The following is a 21,133-nucleotide window of genomic DNA, read 5'->3' on the forward strand; positions in this document are numbered from 1 at the left end:
ATAATGTTAAATTATTATATAATTAAAAAGTTTTTGGGTTTTTAAGGCAGATTATGTAGTAATATAATAGTAGGTGTATATAAATAATTTTATTGTAAGGAGAAGTATGGGATGAGTAATGTGAACAAAAAGCTAGTTATAGCTATTGGAGCTGTAGCATTAGTAGTCATAATTTTTATGGGTGTAATGTGTATGCAATTTAAAGGGGAGAAAATAGCGAAAAACACATATGTTAATGGAGTAAATATTGGCAAATTAACTAAAGCACAAGCAAAACAGGAGTTAAGTAAAAAATACAAATTAGAAAATGTTGAGTTTATCTACAATGATAAAAACTGGAAAGTTAAAAGCAAAGATTTAAATTTATCTACAGATTTGGATAAAACAGTAGAAAATGCATATAATTTAAATAGAAAGAATGGTTTCTTTGGAAATCTATCAAAAACTATTTCAGCAAATTTTGGAAAGAAGAGTAACTTAGTAGTAGTGATAAACTATGATAAAAATAAGCTAAAATCAGAGATGGAAAAGATAGCTAAAGAAATAGATGTAGACGTAAAAGATGCAACACTTGATATAAGTGGAGAAAAAGTAAAAGTTGTGCCAGACTCTGATGGTCTTAAAATGGACATTTCTAAGAGTATGGAAAGTTTTGATAATCAAACTAAAAAAGGTAACTATAAGAATAAATTAGTAGTAAAAGCTACTCAAGCAAAGATAAAAAAAGAACAACTTGCTAAAATAGACACAAATTTAGGTACGTATTCAACAACATTTAAGACTTCTCAAGTAAATAGAAGTATAAATATAAAATTAGCAACAGATAACATAAGTAATGTGTTGCTTATGCCAGGAGAAACTTTCTCATTTAACAATCATACAGGTAAAAGAAGTAAAGAAAATGGATATAAGAGTGCACCTGTAATAATGGAGGGTGAGATGGAAGAAGACTATGGTGGAGGAGTTTGTCAAGTTTCATCAACATTATATAATTCTGTGTTATATGCAGGTTTAGAAATTGTTAATGTAAAAAATCATACAATACCATCAAGTTATGTTCCAAAAGGAAGAGATGCAACTGTTGCAGATAGTGGAATAGATTTCTTATTTAAAAATAATCTAAAGCATCCAGTTTACATAAAAAATTACGTTTCAGGGAATCAAATTGTTTGCAATATATATGGAAGTGCAGAAGACAAACAAAACATAACAATATCAACAAAATTAGATGGTGTTTCACAAACTACAATGAAAAGAGTTAATGATTCTACAATGCCTAAAGGTAAAGAAAAAGTGGATAAAAGCGGAAGAAATGCATACTCTGTATCAACATATAGAACATTTAATGACGCTAATGGCAAGAAAATTAAAACTGAAAAAATAGCTAATTCATATTATCCTAAGAAGGAAGGTATTATATTAGTTGGAACTATGGAACCAAAACCAGAAGAAAAACCAAAGACAGATGAAAATAAAAATAATCAAAACACAAATAATCAAAATCAAGATAATCAGCAAAAACCAGAAACACCACCAACTGATAATAAGCCTAATGAGACACAACCACAACCGCAAGCTTAAAGTTCTCAAGAATAGGATTTATGTAGAGTGTTAAAAAATATAAATCTAAATAGGAGGGATTACTTTGAATTTAAATAATATAACGAATTACGTTCAAAGTATTTGCGAGAATATTTCTAATGTGTTGGATGTAGATGTTACTTTAGTTACAAAAGATTTAACTAGGATAGCAGGTACAGGAATATTCAGAGGTAAAATAGGAGAGACAATCTCAGAGAAATCAGTATACTCTCTTGTTTTAAAAGATGGAAAATCCTATGTTATAAATAAGGAAATAGAAGAGAACTGTAATAAATGTGCAAATAGAGAAAATTGTAAAGAGTTAGCTGATATATGTACTCCTGTTAAAATGGGAGAACATATACTTGGAATTTTGGGTATAGCTGCATTTAATGAAGAGCAAAAGGAGAAAATACTTTCAAAAGACAAGGAATTAACTGCTTTTATAAGAAGTATGTCTGACTTAATATCGTTTAAACTAGATGAATTATATAAACAAGAAGTTAAGACTATGGATGACCTTGAGAGGGAAGCTATAGAAAAGGCTATAAAAAAATATGGAAGTAACACAGAAGGTATGAAAAAGGTAGCAGAGGCTTTAAATATAGGTATAGCTACACTGTATAGAAAAGTAAAAAAATTCAACATTAAAAGTTAGTAATATTGAAAAAGAGGTAACCTTTTCACGAGAAGAAGAGGATTACCTTTTTTATTATGGGAATAATGGCAAAATATGTATAGTTTTGACTTGATATATTAAATATGTTATCTTAAATATATATTTTAGAGTGGAGGTGAGTATTATTTTAGTTAAAGATATAAAACAGGATATAGAAAACATGCCTAGAAAAATTTTAGATATATCTTTGATAGAAGATAATAAAAGTGATTTGACTTTTTTTAACATAGAAGAAGAAGATGGTGATGAGACACTAAAAACATTAAAACAGAGTTATGTGACTACAAATTATAAAGAAGAGACACTATTGAACTTACAAGGAGCTTTAAATTCAAAGTCAGACACAACATCAAAGGAATTAAAATTAGAATCATACAAAAGATATAATAATGCATTAGATTTGGCATATAAAAACTATATAACTAGTGCTATTAATATGGCGAACAAAGCTTTAGAAATAAATCCTAAAGATGTTGATATACTAAATCTTAGAGGTCTTTTAAAGCTATTAAAATGTGACTTTGCTAAGTCATTTGAGAGCTTTTATACAGCTTTATGTTATGAAAATAACCATATATCGAGAAAATATGTAAATCTAATTTCATCTGAAGATTTTAAAACATTTTTAGGAAGGTACAATCATTCTATAAGATTTATAAATGAAGAATTAAATTATGAGTCAATACATATTTTGGAGAATATAATTGAGGAAGAACCTGAACTAATAGAACCATATGTAATTTTATCTTTGTTGTATGATAAGCTAGGCAATGTAAAGAAGAGAGAAGGATACTTAGATAAGCTTAAAGAGTTAGATAAAGATAATCCAGTATTTGAAAATAATGAGGATGAAAAAGAAAGCATAAGTAAAAAGGAAGAAGTAAAAAAAGTTAAAAAGAAGAAAAATATTTTACCATATATTATAGTTGTTTGTGTTTTAATAGGTATGGGTGTATATTTGATTCAAAGTAAAAAGAGAATAGAAAATTTAAATAATCAAATAAGTAGTAAAGATGAAAAGCTAAATGAAACTGATAAAAAGCTGGGAGAAACAAGTGAAAAATTAGAAAAAACGAATAAAGAGTTAAGTGAAGCTAAAAATAAAGAACCAGAAAGAGATATAACTGTAGCTGATGAAGAAGATTTATACTATCAAGCTCTAGATTTAAAGAAAAATAAAGAATATGAAAAAGCTATAGATAATTTTAAAAGTGTAGTTTCTTCTGGTAAAACTAAAAAATATATTTCTGAATCAATATATCAACTAGCCATAACAAATAAGTTATTAGGAAATAAAGATGAAGCCATAAAATATTATAAAAAGTATATAAATACTTATACTAAACACGACCAGTATTATGATGATTCATATTATGAGCTGGGTATGCTTTATTATGATAATGGTGATTTGAAAAATGCACAACAAACTTTTTATAGTTTAAGAAGTGAAGTTCCAGACAGTATGTATAACAATTCAAAAATAAAAGAGATTTTAAGTGAAAAATAGGTTTATAAAGTTAAGTTTTTTGAAACAACCAAGCATGTATTTTATTAAATTAAAATAAAAATAAATTTAAAAGAGATTGTATCAAATTATAACTTTCTATTTGAAGAAAGATATTTGCTTGTTGAAAAAACTACAAATATATGATTTGAAGCAATCTCTTTAGTTTTTGGAGGTGGAAAATGAAAGTTTTCAATCAATTAGTAATAATTTTAAGTATATGGGTTATAGGAGAGTATATAAGTTCCTTTATACAAGGAATTATACTTATTCCTGGGAGTATAGTTGGGATGTTATTATTATTTTTACTACTACAATTTAAAGTATTAGATTTAAGTAGTATAGAAAATATAAGTGGATTTTTCCTTGATAATATGGCTGTATTTTTTATACCAGCGGGTGTATCACTCATAAAATCATTAGACCTAATAAGGGAAAATGTACTAGTGCTTTTATTAGTCATATGTTTAAGTACGCTAATAGTGATGTATGCTACTGGAGTTATAGTAGAAAAGATGATAAAAAAGAAGGAAGAAGGACAAAAAGATGTATAATGTATTACAAACGCCAGTGTTTGGCATAATAGTAACAATAGTATTTTTTAATTTAGGGAGATATATTCAACGAAAAACAAACAATCCTATATGTAATCCCATGTTAATTGCAATCGTAGGAATAATAGTGTTTTTAAGCATAACTAAAATTCCTTATGAGAACTACAAGATAGGAGCAGATAGTATAAATTTCTTTCTAGGTCCTGTTACAGTAGTACTTGCAGTTCCACTTTATAAGCAATTTGAATTATTTAAAAAGTATATGGTTGAAATTATTGTAGGTATAGGTTGTGGTATAGTAATTTCTTTTATATCTGTATTGATAATTGGTAGGATAGCTAATTCAGATGTAAGTATTATAAACTCTTTGATTCCAAAATCTATAACAACACCAATGGGAATATCTTTAGCAAATTCTTTAAATGGTGTAGAGTCAATAACAGTTGTGGCTATAATTTTTACAGGTATCTTTGGTGGAATGCTTGCTTCTACAGTATTTAAACTTGGAAATATAAATCATCCAGTTGCTAAAGGGATTGCACTTGGAACGTCTGCACATGCTCTAGGGACTACAAAAGCTTTTGAACTTGGAGAAGTGGAAGGAGCTATGAGTGGTGTTTCTATTGGGGTATCTGGTACAATTACAGTAATATTAATTCCAATTATAATGAATTTTATATAAAAATAAGATTAAAATTAGTATTGTGGATACTTAAAACAAAATAAAATAAAAAAAATTTAAAATAAAAATTGAATGAAAAAAATGCAAATAATGAAATAAAAAAATCATATACTGAAATTATAAAAACAAAAATTTCATTTACCAATTAATTATGAACAGATAATTACTAAATTTGAATTTGCTAAGATAAGATAAATTACTGTAAAAAGAGATATTTAGAAAAAAATACTATAAATTTACTATATTGCAAGTTAAATAATAAGTAGTATCATATTGTGCTAGAAGAATTTTCATTTAAAGCATAAATGAGATGATTTGAACGTTTTTACAGATTAAAATATAAAAAATTGCACTAGACATATATGAAAAAGATACTATAATAGATGATGTAATAGATGACAGTTCAAGAAATTGTATAAAAAATTTATTTGAAATATTATCTATTACATCAGGAATAATATAATATATGTAAAAATAAGTTTTTAAAATTCTAAAGATTTAGAAAGATTGAAGGGAGAAAGAAATGAGTGAAGTTAAGAATACCCTACAAAAACATCCAGCTTTAAGATATTTAACAATGCTATTTGGGATGTTGATGACATCTATAGGTATAAATGGGTTCTTAAGACCAGCACATCTACTTAGTGGAGGTGCTACAGGTATAGCAACATCTATAAACTATTTGACAAATATAAATGTGGGTCTATTAACATTTTTAATCAATATTCCAATATTTATTTTAGGGTTCATATACCTTGAAAAAGAGTTTTGTATTTCAAGTTTAATAAATATGATTGTATTTTCATTATTATTAGGTGCAACTCAGGAAATAAGTCAGATTATACCTATACATGATATATTACTTCAAAGTGTATATGGTGGTATACTATCTGGTTTAGGTGTTGGGGTTGTATTTAGAACTAGGTCTTCCCAAGGTGGTACAGACATAATAGCCGCAATACTAAAAATTAAGAAGAACATAGAAATGAAAGATACTGCTTTAGCGATAAATGGGTTAATAGTACTTACAGGAAGTTTCTTATTTGGATTAGATTTAGCATTATATACTCTTATAGGTTTATTTCTAAATGCGTATTCAATGAGTTTTATTAAGGATGCAATGAATTATCAAAAATCTGTCATGGTAATGTCAAATGAAGTCGATTTAATAGCGGAAGACATAATGAAGAGTTTAGTTAGAGGTGTAACTTTTTTAGATGCAGAAGGTGCATATACTCATCAAAAAAAGAAAATTATATATACAATAGTTTCATCAAATGAGATACCAAAGATAAAAGATATAGCTTTGAAGTATGATAAAAAAGCTTTTATATCTGTAAATGATGTTACAGAGGTAAAAGGAAGAGGATTTAAAGCAAAAGATTTATAGAAAATTTTACAGGCTGAGAGCTATAATATAAATTTATATATTATAGCTCTCAGCTTATTTAAATTTAATAGGTGGAACATAAAGCTTTTATTAATGATTTGTGTATCACTTTAAAAGATGCTATTTTAAAATTAAAATTGAAAAAATTACTTAATATGTAGAAAACATGACCACTATTAGGATATAATAAATTTAATGGATTTAGTAAAATATCTAGTAATAACGTTGGAGGAATGGCATTATGAATTTATCTAAAGAATATGTTAATTTGTATGATAATTATTTGAAATATATAAATGAAGTAAATAAAGAGATTAAAAGTATAAAGAACATGAAGAAACGTGTTTTAAAAAAGGGAGATTTTGCTCCAGAAAATGAAGTGTTAGAATTAGAAGGAAAAACAATTCGTGATATAGATGATGTCGACACAAAAAAACCGAAAAATAAAATATATAAATTTTCAAATGGAGATATATATGTAGGCAAATTTTTAGAGGGAAAGATGGAAGGTCAAGGTTCATATACTTTTTTTGTAGATGAAGGAACAGAGATGGAGTACATAGGAGAGTTCAAACAAGATAAAAAAAGTGGAAAAGGAAGCTTTATATTTTCAAATGGGAATGAATATATAGGTAATTTTGAGGAAGATACGATGAATGGTGTTGGAAATATGCTCTATAATAGTAAAGATGAGTATATTGGAACTTGGAAAAATGGTAAGAAAGATGGAAAAGGTATTTATAAGTGGAGTGATGGATGTATATATGCAGGTGAGTTTAAAGGTGGAAAAATGGAAGGCTATGGTATTTGTTACAATAGTGAAGGTGAAATACTTTATGAAGGAGATTGGAAGAACAATTTGGTTCATGGTAAGGGGACTTATATATGGGAAAAAGGTAAGAAATATGTAGGTGAATTTATGCATGGGAAAAAACATGGGCAAGGAACTTTTTATCTAAATAATGAATTGGTTTATGAAGGTACTTGGAAATTTGATAAACCATCCATTTTTGATAGAACATTAGATGAAATATTTTCTTTAAGACTGTAGCTTTATCTATTAGTAGGTAAAGCTTTTTTATAATACTTACTAAATACAAATAGGTATTAATACTATTAATTAGTATATATTATCAATATTAGTGCAATAAATGTAATATTAAAAAGTTTTTGTTTAATTTTATGAAGGAGGGATATATTGAAGAAATTAATTGCTTTAGTGTTAGTAGTACTTATTGTTTTATTTTATAGCCCTGAACTATTAGAAGAAGTATATGATATAAAAGACAAAATTTCTCAAAGTGAAATATGGAATGAATTTTTAGACAAGATAAATATAAATGGTAATTCTGACAAAGAAAAAAAAGAAAAGAATCAAAATTTACAATTAAATAATGCTGAAAATGAAAATTTAGGAGAATCAGATATAAAGAACTTTGAAAAAATAACTTTAGGAGAAAATTTAAATCAAGTTTTTTCAAATATTGGCAAACCTGGTAGAATTGATACTAGTGAATATGGTTTTGATTGGTATGTATATAATCAGTATGGAAAAGAATTTGCAATGGTTGGTGTTGAAAATAATGAAGTAGTGGCACTTTACAGTAACTCTATGAATTCATGTGAAAATCAAGATATAAAAATAAATCAAGATAGACAAACAGTAAGAACTAAGATTACACCATTAAAATATAAGAGAAAAGGAAATACTAGATATATAATAAACTCAGAAAATCAATATGATATAATAAATAAAGAAGGCAAGTATATTACAATTTTCTACGATATTCATGAAAAAAATAGAGTTTGTTCGTATTTAATAATTGATAAAACGACTGAAGATGAGTTTAAAGGATTATATCCAGAAGATAGAGAAGAACTCAAAAAATGTTTTGAACTTGAAGTTATAGACCTTGTAAATAGTGTTAGAAATCAAAGGAGTTTAAACTCATTGAGATACAGTGAACAGGCTACATTAAGTTCAAGAAAACATAGTAAAGATATGAGAGATAATAATTTTTTTGACCATATAAATAAGAACGATGAAACTCCATTTGATAGAATGAAAAGAGAAGGAATAGTATATACCTCAGCTGGGGAAAACATAGCAGCAGGACAAATTAATGCAATATATGCACATGAAGCTTGGATGAATTCTGAAGGTCATAGAAAAAATATTTTGGGGAATTATAATAATATTGGAGTTGGAGTAATATTTGGAGGAAGCTATAAAACATATTACACTCAAAATTTTTATAAATAACTAAACTATTTGAAAGGAAGTCTAAAAATGACACCATGGAAGAAAAGGACAACATATAAGTGTATAGTAGCAATAGCTTTGTTTTGCGGAATAATACTAATATCTAATTTTAGTAAAGTTTCTGCTTTGATGACAGATACTAATGGAAATGTTTTAATTAAACATGGTTCAAGAGAAAAAAAATTAATAGCAATTACCTTTGATGATGGACCACATCCAAAAGAAACTAGCCAAGTTTTAGATGTATTAAAGAAGTATAATGTAAAAGCTACTTTTTTTATAGCTGGTAAACATGCACAATGGTATAAAGAACCATTAGTGAGAGCAAGTAAAGAAGGTCATGAGATAGGTAATCATACTTTTAATCATCCTGATATAAGTAATTTAAATTCTAATCAGATAGAAGAGGAGATTGTTAAGTGTGAAGATATTTTGAAAAAGGTGACTGGAAAGAAACCTACATTATTTAGACCACCATTTGGAAGTTATAGAGAAAAAGATTTAATAGAAATTGCAAAAAAGCATGACTATAAAGTTGTCTTATGGACAGGCGTAGATGTGAAGGATTGGAAAAATCCAGGTGCTAATAGTATTGCAGATAAAATAATTAATAAAGTACAAAATGGAGATATAATACTTTTACATGATTATGCAACCAATGATACAGTTAAAGCTTTAGATATGTTTATCCCAAAAATGATAGAAAAAGGCTTTAAATTTGTAACAGTTTCTGAGTTAATAAAATAATTTTTAGGGGGGGAGATTTATAGTATGATTTTAATGATAGACAATTATGATTCTTTTGTGTATAACCTAGTACAATATATAGAAGAATTAGGGGAAATAGTCGTAGTAAAGAGAAATAATGAAATCAAAATAAGTGATATTGAAAAAATTAATCCAGAGTTAATTGTGTTATCTCCTGGGCCATGTTCTCCAAAAGAAGCTGGTATTTGTATAGATATTGTTAACTATTTTAAAGGGAAAAAGCCTATACTAGGAATTTGTTTGGGTCACCAAACTATTGGACATGTTTTTGGAGGGGATATTATAAAGGCACAACAACCGGTACATGGAAAAGTGCATAGTATAAACCATATTAATAAAGGTGTTTTTAGCGGGCTTAAAAATCCTTTGAATGTCACTAGGTATCATTCACTAATAATTGACTCTAATAAAGTTCCTGAAGAACTAGAAGTTACAGCAACTACTGATAAAGGTGAAATAATGGGAATTAGACATAAGAAATACTTAATAGAAGGAGTACAATTTCATCCAGAAGCTATTTTATCAGAATATGGTCATGAGATGCTGAAAAACTTTATAACAGAAGCTAGAGAAAGGATACATATGTAATATGATAAGAGAGATAAACACTAAACTTAATTCTTTTGAGATATTTACTATTTTTAGAAACGAACATGACAGTTTTATATTAGATAGTGCCATGGATAAAGAAAAATTGGGAAGATATTCTTTTATAAGTAGCCAGCCATTTAAGGTATTAAAATATAAGGATACTGACGAAAATCCATTAGAAATTTTAAAAGAAGAACTAAATAAATATAGAGTTACAAATGATACTAACCTTCCATTTATAGGAGGGGCTGTAGGATATTTGTCTTATGATTTAGGTAATTATATGGAAGAATTACCTAGAAGTGCTGTAGATGATATTGGGATGCCTGATATATATTTTGGATTTTATAATCATGTAATAGTTGTAGACCATCTTATGGAAAAAACTTACATAGCTACTCCAGATATAGATATAAAATTAGAAGAAAAGATAATTGATGACATAGAACAAAAAATATTAAAAGAAGAAGAAAAAGGTATAGATGATATATGCTATCAAGAAAAAGAAGTTAAACCTATAAGACTTAAATCTAATTTTACAAAGAAAGAATTTAAAAATGCAGTTCAAAATGTTAGAGAGTACATAAGACAAGGGGATATATACCAAGCTAACTTGACACAAAGGTTTAGTGGAGAAACAGAGCTTACAAGCTTTGAACTATATAGAGATTTAAGAAGATTTAGTCCAGCACCATTTGGAGCATTTTTAAACTTTGAAGATGTACATATATTATCAAATTCTCCAGAAAGATTTATAAGATGCACTAATAAGAAAATAGAAGCTAGACCAATAAAAGGTACTCGCCCAAGAGGTAAAGATAAGGAAGAAGATTTAAAGCTTCAACAAGAACTTAAAAATAGTGAAAAAGATAGGGCTGAACTACTTATGATAGTGGATTTAGAAAGAAATGATATTGGTAGAATATCTAAAACTGGGAGTGTAAAAGTTCCAGAACTATTTGTAATTGAACCATATGCAAATGTAAACCACTTGGTCTCAACAGTTGTAGGTGAATTAAAAGACAATAAGGATGTTACTGATATAATAAAAGCTACTTTTCCAGGTGGTTCTATAACAGGAGCACCCAAGATTAGAGCAATGGAAATCATAGATGAATTGGAACCAACACAAAGAAACGTATATACTGGTTCAATAGGGTATATAGGTTTTAATGGTGATATGGATTTTAATATAGCTATTAGAACAATAATAAAAGATGATAAAAAAGTTTATTTCCAAGTTGGAGGAGGAATGACTTGGGACTCTGACCCAGATGAAGAATATCAAGAAACAATTGATAAAGCAAAATCTATAATGAAGGCTTTGAGGGGATATTATGAAGAATAATGTAGGTTTTGATAGTAGTCTAAGCAAATTTGGAATTGGTTTATTTGAAACTATTAAAGTTGAAAATGGCATACCAATAGATTTAAATATCCATATAGAAAGGATGCTTAATTCGATAAGATGCCTAGACTTAGATATAAAGTATGAAAAAGACTTCTTGATAGATGAAATTAATACATATATAAAAAAAGAAACTATTATTGATAAAGCACTTAGAATTACTGTTTTTGATGAGGGATACAATATATCTATTAGAGACATTCCATATAATCAAGAAACATATGAAAAGGGGTTTAGATTAACTGTATCGCCAATCGTTAGAGGTGATAGTTTGATTCATAGACATAAGACTACAAATTATTTTGAAAATATATATACCAAAAATGTTGCCAATAAAAATGGTTATAATGATGGTATATTTGTAAACTCAGCTGGTGTAATCTTAGAGTGTTCTATGAGTAATATATTTTTTATAAAAGGAGAAAGAGTGTATACTCCTAGTGGTAAACTACCAATATTAAATGGAATAATAAAAAAGAGGATTATAAATATTTGTGACGAATTATATATAGAGTTGTTAGAAAATGAAATTAATATATCAGAAATTGGCATTTTTGATTTTGTTTTTGTCACAAATAGTCTTATGGGAGCTATGAAAGTTATAGAAATTGACAAAATAAAATTTGATGAAGAAAATATTATTTTTGATAAAATATTAGAGTTCTTAAAATAAATTAAAATATTAACAATTTGTTGGAGATAAAAAATGATAAGTTGTATTTATAAAGTATATAGTGAAGAGATAACAAAGATAATAGAAAATCCAAATACTTCAGCAGTATTTTTGGTTGGTTCTAGTAAAGACTTAGATTTTACTCTTCATGATGTAGAAATAAATGATATTGATGTATTCGTTTTTGTAAAAAAAGGGGAAAAACAAGAGCGAGTACTGTTTGAAAAAAAGGGAATAGAATTTGACATAAACTATTTTTCAAAAGATGGTGTGAAAAAATTATTATCAGATAGGGAGTATTTTTTTATTAAAGAGATGAAAGACGCCAAAGTCCTATTTGATGAGGAGAATATATCAAAGACTATAAAAGATATAAGTAGAGATATTTACTTAAAGGGGCCTAATAAAATGTCACTAGAAGAAAAGTCCTTTTTAAAACAAGATATTGGAGGGAAAATATCAAATTTAAAAAATAAAGAAAGATTTAATGTTTTTGAATATCATTTTTTGACGAATTTATATTTAAAAGATATAATAATTGGGTACTTTAATATAAATGATAATTGGGTACCAAAAGATAAAAAATTACTAAAAGTTTTGAAAGAAGAAAATAATGAACTTTTTGAACTAGTATCAATGGTAAGTGAAAATTATGACTATCAAAAACTTTTAGATGTTTATAATTATATTTTTAAAGAAATTGAGACAAAAGAGATTATAAAACTAATCTTTTAGTCGCAAATCAATGGGGGGAGTTTAAATGAATAAAGTTGATAAAGAAAAGATACAACATGCAGTGAGAGAAATATTAGAGGCAATTGGAGAAGACCCAGATAGAGAAGGTCTAATCGAGACTCCAAATAGGGTTGCTAGAATGTATGAAGAGATATTTTCTGGTCTTGGTGAAGAACCAAGAGACCATTTAAAAGTCCTTTTTGCAGATGAAAAACATGAGGAATTAGTATTGGTAAAAGATATTCCATTTTATTCATGCTGTGAACATCACTTAGTTCCTTTTTTTGGAAAAGCTCATATTGCTTATTTACCAAAAGGAGGAAGACTGACAGGTCTTTCTAAACTTGCTAGAGTAATAGATACGTTGGCCAAAAGACCACAATTACAAGAAAGAATTACTAAAAATGCTGCAGATATAATAATGGAAGAGTTACAACCTTATGGTGTTTTAGTTGTAGTGGAAGCAGAGCATATGTGCATGACGATGAGGGGTGTAAAAAAGCCAGGTTCAAAAACTGTTACATCAGCAGTAAGAGGTATATTTGAAAAGGACATTGCATCTAGAGCTGAGGCTATGAGTCTGATTACTATGAAGTAGTAGCCGTTTCATATAATCATTTATTGAGATATAAAATTTAATCTAAGGGAGTGTCAGTAATTGTGTTTGATTATGGTAAAAGAACTTATATAATGGGAATATTAAATGTAACTCCAGATAGTTTCTCAGATGGAGGAGATTTTAATAACTTAGATATAGCAATAAAACATGCAAAAGATATGGTTGACCAAGGTGCTGATATAATAGACCTAGGAGGAGAATCTACACGTCCAGGTCATAGTTATGTAGACTCAGATGAAGAACTAAGAAGAGTAATCCCTGTAATAAAGAAACTTAAACAAGAATTAGATATACCAATATCAATAGATACTTATAAGGCAGATGTTGCAGAAGAAGCACTAAAATTAGGTGTCACTATGGTAAATGATGTTTGGGGTCTTAGAAAAGATAAAAATATGGCTTCTGTAATAGGTAAATATGATGCAGAAGTGTGTATAATGCATAATCAAGTTGGGACAAACTATAACAAAGATATAATGGAGTCAATAAAAGACTTTTTTGAAGAAAGCATAGAAATGGCAATTAGCTGTGGAGTAAAAAAAGAAAAAATAGTACTTGACCCAGGAATAGGATTTGGTAAGGATTTTGAACAAAATATTGAAGTATTAAGAAGGCTAAGTGAATTGAAAGACTTAGGATATCCTATTTTACTTGGAACATCTAGAAAATCGGTAATAGGAAAAGTACTTCCAGTTGAACCAAAAAAAAGGTTGGAAGGTACAATAGCTACTACTGTGCTTGGTATAAGAGATGGTGTAGATATAGTTAGGGTACATGATGTTTATGAAAACCTAATGGCAGCTAAAATGACTGATGCAATATATAGAAAGTAGGTGTGATATAATGGATAAAATATTACTTAGTAATCTAGGATTCTATGGATATCATGGTGTGCTTAAAGAAGAAAATTTTCTAGGTCAGAAATTTTTTATCGACATGGAGCTTTATGTTGACTCAAAAGAAGCTGGACTTAGTGATGATATAAATAAATCTGTAAACTATGCTGAAGTTTACAGTGTTGTTAAGGATATTACTGAAAATAAACAATTTAATCTTTTGGAGGCTTTGGCAGAGAACATTGCTGGAGAGGTCTTAAACAAATTTATGCTTATAAATGGAGTTATGGTTAGGGTCAGAAAGCCTGAAGCTCCTGTAAATGGAATTTATGACTATTTTGGTGTCGAGATAAGGAGAACAAGAGATGAATAAGGCTTATTTGGGAATAGGTACTAATGTAGGTGATAGATTTAATAATTTGTCAGTGGCATGTGAGCTTTTAAGAAAGAGTGATTCTATATATAAAGTAAAAGAATCAAAGTTATATGAAACAAAACCATGGGGATATACAGAACAAGCAGATTTTCTAAATATGTGCGTAGAAATAGAAACAGAGTTTGAACCGTATGAGCTGTTAGAATATTGTCAAGGAATAGAGAAAGAGCTACACAGAGAGAGAATAGTTCACTGGGGTCCAAGAACTATAGATGTAGATATACTATTTTTTAATGATATAGTATCCACTGATGAAAAACTACTAATACCTCATCCAAGGATTCAAGACAGAGCTTTCGTTTTGATACCACTTATGGATTTAAATGAAGAACTTCTAATAAATGAAAAATCAATAAAAGAACATTTAAACCTCCTATCTGCTGAAGAAAGAGAAGAAGTAAAGGAGCTTGTAGGTTATGAAAGAAAACCTATTTAATGGTAATTCAAAAATAGAGATAAGTACAAATAATAAAGAAATAGTTGTAAAAAAGGACAAACTTATAATAGCTGGACCATGTGCAATAGAGAGTTATGAGCAACTTTTAATGACTGCTAAATTTGTAAAAAGTCATGGTGCAAATATTTTAAGAGGTGGAGCATATAAGCCAAGAACATCGCCAAACTCATTTCAAGGATTAAAAAAAGAAGGTCTTGAAATATTAAAAGCAGTTAAAAAAGAGGTTGGTATAGCTGTTATTACAGAGCTTATGGATGTAAGAGATATGGATGAACTGTACAGTATAAGTGATATAATTCAAATTGGCTCAAGAAATATGCAAAACTTTACACTTTTAAGTGAAGTAGGAAAACAAAACAAACCTATTATGTTAAAAAGAGGAATAGCATCAACAATTACTGAATGGATAGGCGCTGCAGAATATATAGCAATAGAAGGAAATAGTAATATTATAATGTGTGAGAGAGGCATAAGAACATATAATGATTATACTAGAAATACATTAGATTTAGCTGCTGTACCAATTATTCAAAAAGAAACAGGTCTCCCTGTTGTGGTAGACCCAAGTCATGCTACTGGAATTAGATACTTGATAAAACCTATGTCAATGGCATCACTTGCATGTGGAGCTGATGGAATAATGGTAGAAGTGCATCCTGACCCAGAAAATGCTCTATCAGATGGTGCTCAATCTCTTTGTTTTAATGAGTTTGAAGATTTAATGAAATCAATTAATAATTATTAAAAGAGGCAAGAGCCTCTTTTTTATTCGTAATGGTTATTGAGATGAATTTATAAGTTATATGGAATTTAATAGTTAGACCATTTGATATAAATAAAGACTTAATATTGATATAATTAATATAAAAAATAAAAATTTTTTGATTAATAAGAAGGATATCAATAAAAAAAGTCGAATTCTGTATATTGAGTGATTGACAAATTTAGAATATAGTGTAGAATAGAAATGTTAACACAAAAAATTACACCAGAAGGTGATAATATGAATGATATAAAAGACATTATTGAAGAAATAAAGGCTAGATGCGATATAGCAAGTATAATATCTGAATATATGAATATAAAACAATCTGGAGCCAATTATAAAGGATTATGTCCATTTCATGGTGAAAAGACACCATCTTTCTATATAAATACATCAAAACAAATTTATAAATGTTTTGGATGTGGAGAAGGTGGAGATGTGATAAATTTTGTCATGAAAATGGAAAATTTAGATTTTATGGATGCTGTAAAAATTTTAGCGAATAAATGCGGTATAGAAATTAACACTAACATGAATGAAGAGACTAGGATTAAAATAGAAAAATCCAAAAAATTTCAAGATATTCACACAGAAGCAGCTAGATTTTATCTTTCAAACTTGTTGGGAAGTAAGAATCTTGGGTATGAATATTTAAGAATAAGAGGACTAGATGATAAAATTATTAAGAAATTTGGTTTAGGATTTTCTTTGGATTCATGGAATTCACTTATGAACACTCTAATCAGCAAAGGATATAAAAAGCAAGATTTGTTGGAGTGCGGTCTAATTGCAAAAAACAGAGATGGAACTAATTGCTATGATAAATTTAGAAATAGAGTTATGTTTCCTATATTCGACTATAGAGGAAATATAATAGGATTTGGGGGAAGAGTATTAGATGATTCTTTACCAAAATACTTAAATTCTCCAGACACAATAATTTTTAATAAAAAACAGAACTTATATGGATTAAACTTTGCTAGAAAGAATTTAGAGAGTAAAACTATAGTCTTAGTTGAAGGATATATGGATTTAATTTCGCTTTATCAGTATGGTATAAGAAATGTAGTAGCAACCCTTGGAACAGCCTTGACTGAACAACAAGGTATTTTAATAAAGAGATATGCGGACACTGCTATTATATCTTATGATTCTGATGAACCAGGAATAAAAGCGACTTTAAGAGCTATAGATATACTTACTAAATTAGGTATTAATGTAAAAGTGTTGGATTTAAAAGATGCGAAAGACCCAGATGAATTTGTAAGAAAATATGGACTTAATGATTATAGAAAAGCTATGGATGTTTCTACTCACTACATAAAATATAAAATAGATCATCTTAAAAAAGAATTTAATATTCAAAAAGATGAAGAACGAGTGAAGTTCGCAAAAGAAGCTTCTAAAATTATAAAACAATTGACAAGTCCTGTTGAAATTGATTTTTATACAAAGTATTTAAGCAATCAAATAGATATTAATGTCGAGTCTATAAAGAGAGAAGTATATGGTAAAAATTATAATAAGCCATATAATAACAAAAATCAAAAGAAAGCAGAAGAAAAAATAATTGAAAAAGTCGAAGTCAGACAAGATGGAAAACAATTAGTTGAAGAGACTCTAATAAAAATAATGTTAGAAGATAAAAAAATTAGAGAAATAGCGTTACTAAAAGTAGAAGAAAGTGATTTTTTACTGAAAGAAAGTAAAGAAATTTTAAATTACATGATTAAAAATCAAGAATTGGACAAAATAACTATTGACAAATTGAAAAGTTTAAACATATCCGAAGAATACTTAAAAGAATTAAATTCAATTTCTTTGAATAGTATAAACTTAGAGAACACAAAAGAAATAGAAGGAATAATAACAAATATCCGAAAAAATTCATTAGAAGAACAAATTAACAGCTTGTTGAGAGAACAACAAGAATTAGAAAATAATAATGATATGAAAGAGGTAGATGGTAGAGTTATGGAAATCGCTTTAAAAATAGTTGATATAAATAAAATTTTAAAGAGCTTGTAGAGAAAGGAGGTTTGAGTGTGGAAAATAAATCGAATAAAAAAGAGTTAAAAAAAGTCACTGCTAAGACATTAATAGAAAAAGGAAAAAAGCAAGGTTCATTAACACTTGCAGAGATAATGGAAGCTTTTTCGGAGACTGAACTTGATAAGGACCAAGTAGAAAATCTTTATGAGACTTTAGGTAATCTGGGAATAGAAATAACAGAAACAAAAAACTATAAAGCTGATATAGATTTTTCGGCTACTGATGATGATTTGAGTATAAGCAACCTAGATGAAGATACAGAAGCAATTTCACATGAAGACTCTTCTGCAATAGAAATAGAAACTGTGGATTTATCTTTACCAAAAGGGATAAGTATAGATGACCCTGTTAGAATGTACTTAAAAGAAATAGGAAAAATTCCTCTACTTAAACCACATGAGGAAGTAGAATTTGCTAGGAGAATGCACGAAGGTGATGAGATAGCCAAACAAAGATTAGTTGAGGCAAACTTAAGATTGGTTGTAAGTATAGCAAAAAGATATGTTGGAAGAGGTATGCTTTTCTTAGATTTAATACAAGAGGGAAATTTAGGTCTTATAAAAGCAGTCGAAAAATTTGACTATACAAAAGGATATAAGTTTAGTACTTATGCAACATGGTGGATAAGACAAGCCATAACACGTGCCATCGCAGACCAAGCTAGAACTATAAGAATACCAGTTCACATGGTAGAGACTATAAATAAGCTAATAAGGGTATCAAGACAACTACTTCAAGAGCTTGGAAGGGACCCAAAACCAGAAGAAATTGCAAAAGAAATGGAAATGACAGAAGATAAAGTAAGGGAAATAATGAAAATAGCTCAGGACCCAGTATCTTTAGAAACTCCAATAGGAGAAGAAGAGGATAGCCATTTAGGCGACTTTATTCCAGATGATGATGCTCCAGCCCCAGCAGAGGCAGCAGCATATTCTTTACTAAAAGAACAAATAGAAGATGTACTTGGCTCATTAAATGATAGAGAGCAAAAAGTATTAAAACTTAGATTTGGTCTTGAAGATGGTAGGGCTAGAACTCTTGAAGAAGTTGGAAAAGAGTTCGATGTAACTAGAGAAAGAATAAGACAGATAGAAGCAAAAGCACTAAGAAAATTAAGACATCCAAGTAGATCAAAAAAACTTAGAGATTATTTAGATTAAAAAGATACATCATTAATGTTTTTGTATAAAGGCCATGGGATAAGTGATATCTCATGGCTATTTTGTAGTAGAGATTTAATTTTATTTTTTATAGTAACCTTAATTTAATACTTATGACTTACTATAAGGCCTATAAATCAAGGAAAATTGAAAGGAGATATATATTTGAAATTAACAGATAGATTATTAAAAATAGCATCATTGATATCATATGGTAAAAAAATAGCTGATATAGGAACTGACCATGGGTATATACCAGTATATTTGTTAAAAGAGGGAAGAGTGCCGTTTGCAGTATTGGCAGATGTTAATAAAGGACCTCTTGACAATGCACGTAAAGAGGTCATACAGAACAATCTTTTAGATAAGGTTGATTTACGATTGGGTTCTGGTATAGAGGTTCTTGAAATAGGGGAAATAGAAGAAGTAATAATTGCTGGAATGGGTGGAATTTTGATAAGTGAACTTCTTGAAGCTAAAAAACAAGTAGCACATAATGTAGAAAAATTTATACTACAGCCTATGCAAGCACAAGAAGAACTTAGACGTTATCTTTTGAATAATGGTTATGAAATCTTAGATGAAGTTTTGGTAAGAGAAGATTTTAGGATATATGAAATAATAGTTGCCAAATACACAGGCAAAAATACTATAATAGAAGATGAGATATACTTTGAAACTGGAATAAAACTTTTAGAAAATAAAGACTCTCTTTTTAATGAATTTATAGAAAAAAAGATAAAGACATATAGTGCTATAGTTAATAAGCTAGAAGGAATGAGTGGGGAAGTAATAGATAAAAAAAGGGAAGAGAGTAAAACTGCAATAAAAAAACTTGAAAATTTAATAAAATAAATTGGAGGTATGTATGTTATTAAAGAGTCTAACTAGAAAAATTGAAAAAAAGTATCCTCTAAGCTTAGCTGAAGATTGGGATAATGTAGGTCTTATAGTTGGAGATTTTGATGTAGATGTAAAAAAAGTATTAGTATCTTTGGAAGCTAATGAAAATGTTATTGATGAAGCTATCTCAAAAAACATAGATTTAATTGTGACACATCATCCTTTTATATTTGGAAAAATCAATAAGATTAATAGTGCAGATTTAAAAGGTAGACTTATACAAAAACTTATTAAAAATGATATAGCACTTTATTCTATGCACACTAACTTTGACATAGCATTTGATGGTTTAAATGACTATTTTATGGAAATTATGGAATTTGGTAACTCAAAGGTTTTAGATATAACAGAAAGCGAGATTTTATATAAACTCGCAGTATATGTACCATGTAATTATTCAGATGAATTGAAAAGCGTTTTAAGTAATTCAGGAGCAGGTCATATAGGAAATTATAGTGATTGTACATTTTCAATAGAAGGTGAAGGTCAATTTAAACCATTAAAAGGCTCTAATCCGTTTCTTGGAAGCATAAATGATATAGAAGTAGTAAATGAGGTTAAAATTGAAACTGTGGTGCCACAGAAGCTTTTAGGAGGGGTAATAAGTTCCATGTTGGATGCACATCCTTATGAAGAAGTTGCATATGATTTGTACAAGCTAGAAAATAAAGGCAAGACATTTGGCTTAGGTAGAGTAAGTAGACTTGATGAAAGTATGACATTAGAAAATCTTTCAAATAAAATAAAAGAGAAATTAAATATGAAACATATCAGAGTGGTTGGAAATCTTAATACAAATATAACGAAAGTAGCAGTTGTAACAGGGGCTGGTTCAGAGTTTGTAAAAAAAGCTAAGAGACAAGGAGCAGAAGTCTTAATAACAGGAGATGTAAAGTATCATGAGGCACAAGATGCACTTGATATAGGAATGTGTATAGTAGACTGTGGGCATTTTGATACAGAAGATATATTTAAAAACGTTATGAAGAGATTTTTGGATGAATTTAATGAAATAGAAGTAATAAAAAGTGATGTATATTTGAATCCATTTAGTATCATTTAGTCATTTAGTAGTA

The 21,133-nt window shown here is 28.3% G+C and carries 22 protein-coding genes; all 22 read left to right on the forward strand.

Annotated features, from left to right (window positions below; translation table 11 throughout):
- The first annotated feature begins 111 nt into the window (after positions 1–111).
- The 22 genes from ACTG44_RS07530 (at position 112) to ACTG44_RS07635 (ending at position 21,120) form a co-directional block, all read left to right on the forward strand.
- A complete protein-coding gene (locus tag ACTG44_RS07530) occupies positions 112–1,581 on the forward strand; it encodes a VanW family protein (protein ID WP_021384204.1) in 1,470 nt (489 codons plus the stop codon).
- A gap of 64 nt (positions 1,582–1,645) precedes the next feature.
- On the forward strand, positions 1,646–2,239 hold the full coding sequence (locus ACTG44_RS07535; RefSeq protein ID WP_021384219.1) for a helix-turn-helix domain-containing protein: 594 nt from the start codon (positions 1,646–1,648) through the stop codon (positions 2,237–2,239).
- 130 nt (positions 2,240–2,369) lie between these two features.
- Complete coding sequence (locus ACTG44_RS07540) at positions 2,370–3,767, forward strand: tetratricopeptide repeat protein (RefSeq protein WP_479918502.1); 1,398 nt, start codon at positions 2,370–2,372, stop codon at positions 3,765–3,767.
- Positions 3,768–3,946: 179 nt separating this feature from the next.
- On the forward strand, positions 3,947–4,318 hold the full coding sequence (locus tag ACTG44_RS07545) for a CidA/LrgA family protein (protein ID WP_021384229.1): 372 nt from the start codon (positions 3,947–3,949) through the stop codon (positions 4,316–4,318).
- Positions 4,311–5,000, forward strand: coding sequence for an LrgB family protein (locus ACTG44_RS07550; RefSeq protein WP_044213158.1), 690 nt, complete (start codon positions 4,311–4,313; stop codon positions 4,998–5,000). Before ACTG44_RS07545 ends, ACTG44_RS07550 begins: the two co-directional genes overlap by 8 nt.
- Before the next feature lie 523 nt (positions 5,001–5,523).
- A complete protein-coding gene (locus ACTG44_RS07555) occupies positions 5,524–6,390 on the forward strand; it encodes a YitT family protein (RefSeq protein WP_479918504.1) in 867 nt (288 codons plus the stop codon).
- Positions 6,391–6,631: 241 nt separating this feature from the next.
- Complete coding sequence (locus tag ACTG44_RS07560) at positions 6,632–7,441, forward strand: MORN repeat-containing protein (protein WP_021384171.1); 810 nt, start codon at positions 6,632–6,634, stop codon at positions 7,439–7,441.
- A gap of 147 nt (positions 7,442–7,588) precedes the next feature.
- A complete protein-coding gene (locus ACTG44_RS07565) occupies positions 7,589–8,653 on the forward strand; it encodes a CAP domain-containing protein (RefSeq protein ID WP_479920096.1) in 1,065 nt (354 codons plus the stop codon).
- 27 nt (positions 8,654–8,680) lie between these two features.
- Positions 8,681–9,400, forward strand: a complete 720-nt coding sequence (locus ACTG44_RS07570) for a polysaccharide deacetylase family protein (RefSeq protein WP_021384191.1) — start codon at positions 8,681–8,683, stop codon at positions 9,398–9,400.
- Between the two features lie 24 nt (positions 9,401–9,424).
- Positions 9,425–10,009: an anthranilate synthase component II gene (locus ACTG44_RS07575; protein WP_021384194.1), complete on the forward strand. Its 585-nt coding sequence runs from the start codon at positions 9,425–9,427 to the stop codon at positions 10,007–10,009.
- Position 10,010: 1 nt separating this feature from the next.
- Positions 10,011–11,360: an aminodeoxychorismate synthase component I gene (gene pabB / locus ACTG44_RS07580; RefSeq protein ID WP_479921531.1), complete on the forward strand. Its 1,350-nt coding sequence runs from the start codon at positions 10,011–10,013 to the stop codon at positions 11,358–11,360.
- The gene (locus ACTG44_RS07585; protein ID WP_021384186.1) at positions 11,350–12,093 is read left to right on the forward strand and encodes an aminotransferase class IV; all 744 of its coding nucleotides are present in this window, start codon (positions 11,350–11,352) and stop codon (positions 12,091–12,093) included. Before pabB ends, ACTG44_RS07585 begins: the two co-directional genes overlap by 11 nt.
- A 33-nt stretch (positions 12,094–12,126) precedes the next feature.
- Positions 12,127–12,828: a hypothetical protein gene (locus tag ACTG44_RS07590; protein ID WP_021384176.1), complete on the forward strand. Its 702-nt coding sequence runs from the start codon at positions 12,127–12,129 to the stop codon at positions 12,826–12,828.
- A 25-nt stretch (positions 12,829–12,853) separates the two neighbouring features.
- Positions 12,854–13,426, forward strand: a complete 573-nt coding sequence (folE, locus tag ACTG44_RS07595) for a GTP cyclohydrolase I FolE (RefSeq protein ID WP_021384210.1) — start codon at positions 12,854–12,856, stop codon at positions 13,424–13,426.
- Positions 13,427–13,488: 62 nt separating this feature from the next.
- Entirely contained in the window at positions 13,489–14,280 is a 792-nt protein-coding gene (gene folP / locus ACTG44_RS07600; RefSeq protein ID WP_479921532.1) for a dihydropteroate synthase, read from the forward strand.
- Between the two features lie 10 nt (positions 14,281–14,290).
- Entirely contained in the window at positions 14,291–14,656 is a 366-nt protein-coding gene (gene folB, locus ACTG44_RS07605) for a dihydroneopterin aldolase (RefSeq protein ID WP_021384220.1), read from the forward strand.
- Positions 14,649–15,155 carry a 2-amino-4-hydroxy-6-hydroxymethyldihydropteridine diphosphokinase gene (gene folK / locus ACTG44_RS07610; protein WP_479921533.1) on the forward strand — a complete coding sequence of 169 codons (507 nt, stop codon included), beginning with the start codon at positions 14,649–14,651 and terminating at the stop codon, positions 15,153–15,155. The genes folB and folK overlap by 8 nt, the downstream gene beginning before the upstream one ends.
- Positions 15,136–15,921, forward strand: coding sequence for a 3-deoxy-7-phosphoheptulonate synthase (gene aroF / locus ACTG44_RS07615; RefSeq protein ID WP_021384224.1), 786 nt, complete (start codon positions 15,136–15,138; stop codon positions 15,919–15,921). The genes folK and aroF overlap by 20 nt, the downstream gene beginning before the upstream one ends.
- A gap of 222 nt (positions 15,922–16,143) precedes the next feature.
- Complete coding sequence (gene dnaG, locus ACTG44_RS07620; RefSeq protein ID WP_021384207.1) at positions 16,144–17,970, forward strand: DNA primase; 1,827 nt, start codon at positions 16,144–16,146, stop codon at positions 17,968–17,970.
- Between the two features lie 17 nt (positions 17,971–17,987).
- Positions 17,988–19,154, forward strand: a complete 1,167-nt coding sequence (rpoD, locus tag ACTG44_RS07625) for an RNA polymerase sigma factor RpoD (RefSeq protein ID WP_021384218.1) — start codon at positions 17,988–17,990, stop codon at positions 19,152–19,154.
- A gap of 165 nt (positions 19,155–19,319) precedes the next feature.
- The gene (locus ACTG44_RS07630) at positions 19,320–20,009 is read left to right on the forward strand and encodes a tRNA (adenine(22)-N(1))-methyltransferase (RefSeq protein ID WP_479918510.1); all 690 of its coding nucleotides are present in this window, start codon (positions 19,320–19,322) and stop codon (positions 20,007–20,009) included.
- Between the two features lie 13 nt (positions 20,010–20,022).
- Positions 20,023–21,120: a Nif3-like dinuclear metal center hexameric protein gene (locus ACTG44_RS07635; RefSeq protein ID WP_479921534.1), complete on the forward strand. Its 1,098-nt coding sequence runs from the start codon at positions 20,023–20,025 to the stop codon at positions 21,118–21,120.
- Positions 21,121–21,133 lie beyond the last annotated feature (13 nt).

The organism is Clostridioides sp. LIBA-2809 (genome assembly GCF_056688965.1).

Coding starts and splice junctions, on each gene's coding strand:
- ACTG44_RS07530 (WP_021384204.1), top strand. CDS start 112: ATGAGTAATGTGAACAAAAAGCTAGTTATAGCTATTGGAGCTGTAGCA.
- ACTG44_RS07545 (WP_021384229.1), top strand. CDS start 3,947: ATGAAAGTTTTCAATCAATTAGTAATAATTTTAAGTATATGGGTTATA.
- ACTG44_RS07550 (WP_044213158.1), top strand. CDS start 4,311: ATGTATAATGTATTACAAACGCCAGTGTTTGGCATAATAGTAACAATA.
- ACTG44_RS07555 (WP_479918504.1), top strand. CDS start 5,524: ATGAGTGAAGTTAAGAATACCCTACAAAAACATCCAGCTTTAAGATAT.
- ACTG44_RS07560 (WP_021384171.1), top strand. CDS start 6,632: ATGAATTTATCTAAAGAATATGTTAATTTGTATGATAATTATTTGAAA.
- ACTG44_RS07570 (WP_021384191.1), top strand. CDS start 8,681: ATGACACCATGGAAGAAAAGGACAACATATAAGTGTATAGTAGCAATA.
- ACTG44_RS07575 (WP_021384194.1), top strand. CDS start 9,425: ATGATTTTAATGATAGACAATTATGATTCTTTTGTGTATAACCTAGTA.
- pabB (WP_479921531.1), top strand. CDS start 10,011: ATGATAAGAGAGATAAACACTAAACTTAATTCTTTTGAGATATTTACT.
- ACTG44_RS07585 (WP_021384186.1), top strand. CDS start 11,350: ATGAAGAATAATGTAGGTTTTGATAGTAGTCTAAGCAAATTTGGAATT.
- ACTG44_RS07590 (WP_021384176.1), top strand. CDS start 12,127: ATGATAAGTTGTATTTATAAAGTATATAGTGAAGAGATAACAAAGATA.
- folE (WP_021384210.1), top strand. CDS start 12,854: ATGAATAAAGTTGATAAAGAAAAGATACAACATGCAGTGAGAGAAATA.
- folB (WP_021384220.1), top strand. CDS start 14,291: ATGGATAAAATATTACTTAGTAATCTAGGATTCTATGGATATCATGGT.
- folK (WP_479921533.1), top strand. CDS start 14,649: ATGAATAAGGCTTATTTGGGAATAGGTACTAATGTAGGTGATAGATTT.
- aroF (WP_021384224.1), top strand. CDS start 15,136: ATGAAAGAAAACCTATTTAATGGTAATTCAAAAATAGAGATAAGTACA.
- dnaG (WP_021384207.1), top strand. CDS start 16,144: ATGTTAACACAAAAAATTACACCAGAAGGTGATAATATGAATGATATA.
- ACTG44_RS07635 (WP_479921534.1), top strand. CDS start 20,023: ATGTTATTAAAGAGTCTAACTAGAAAAATTGAAAAAAAGTATCCTCTA.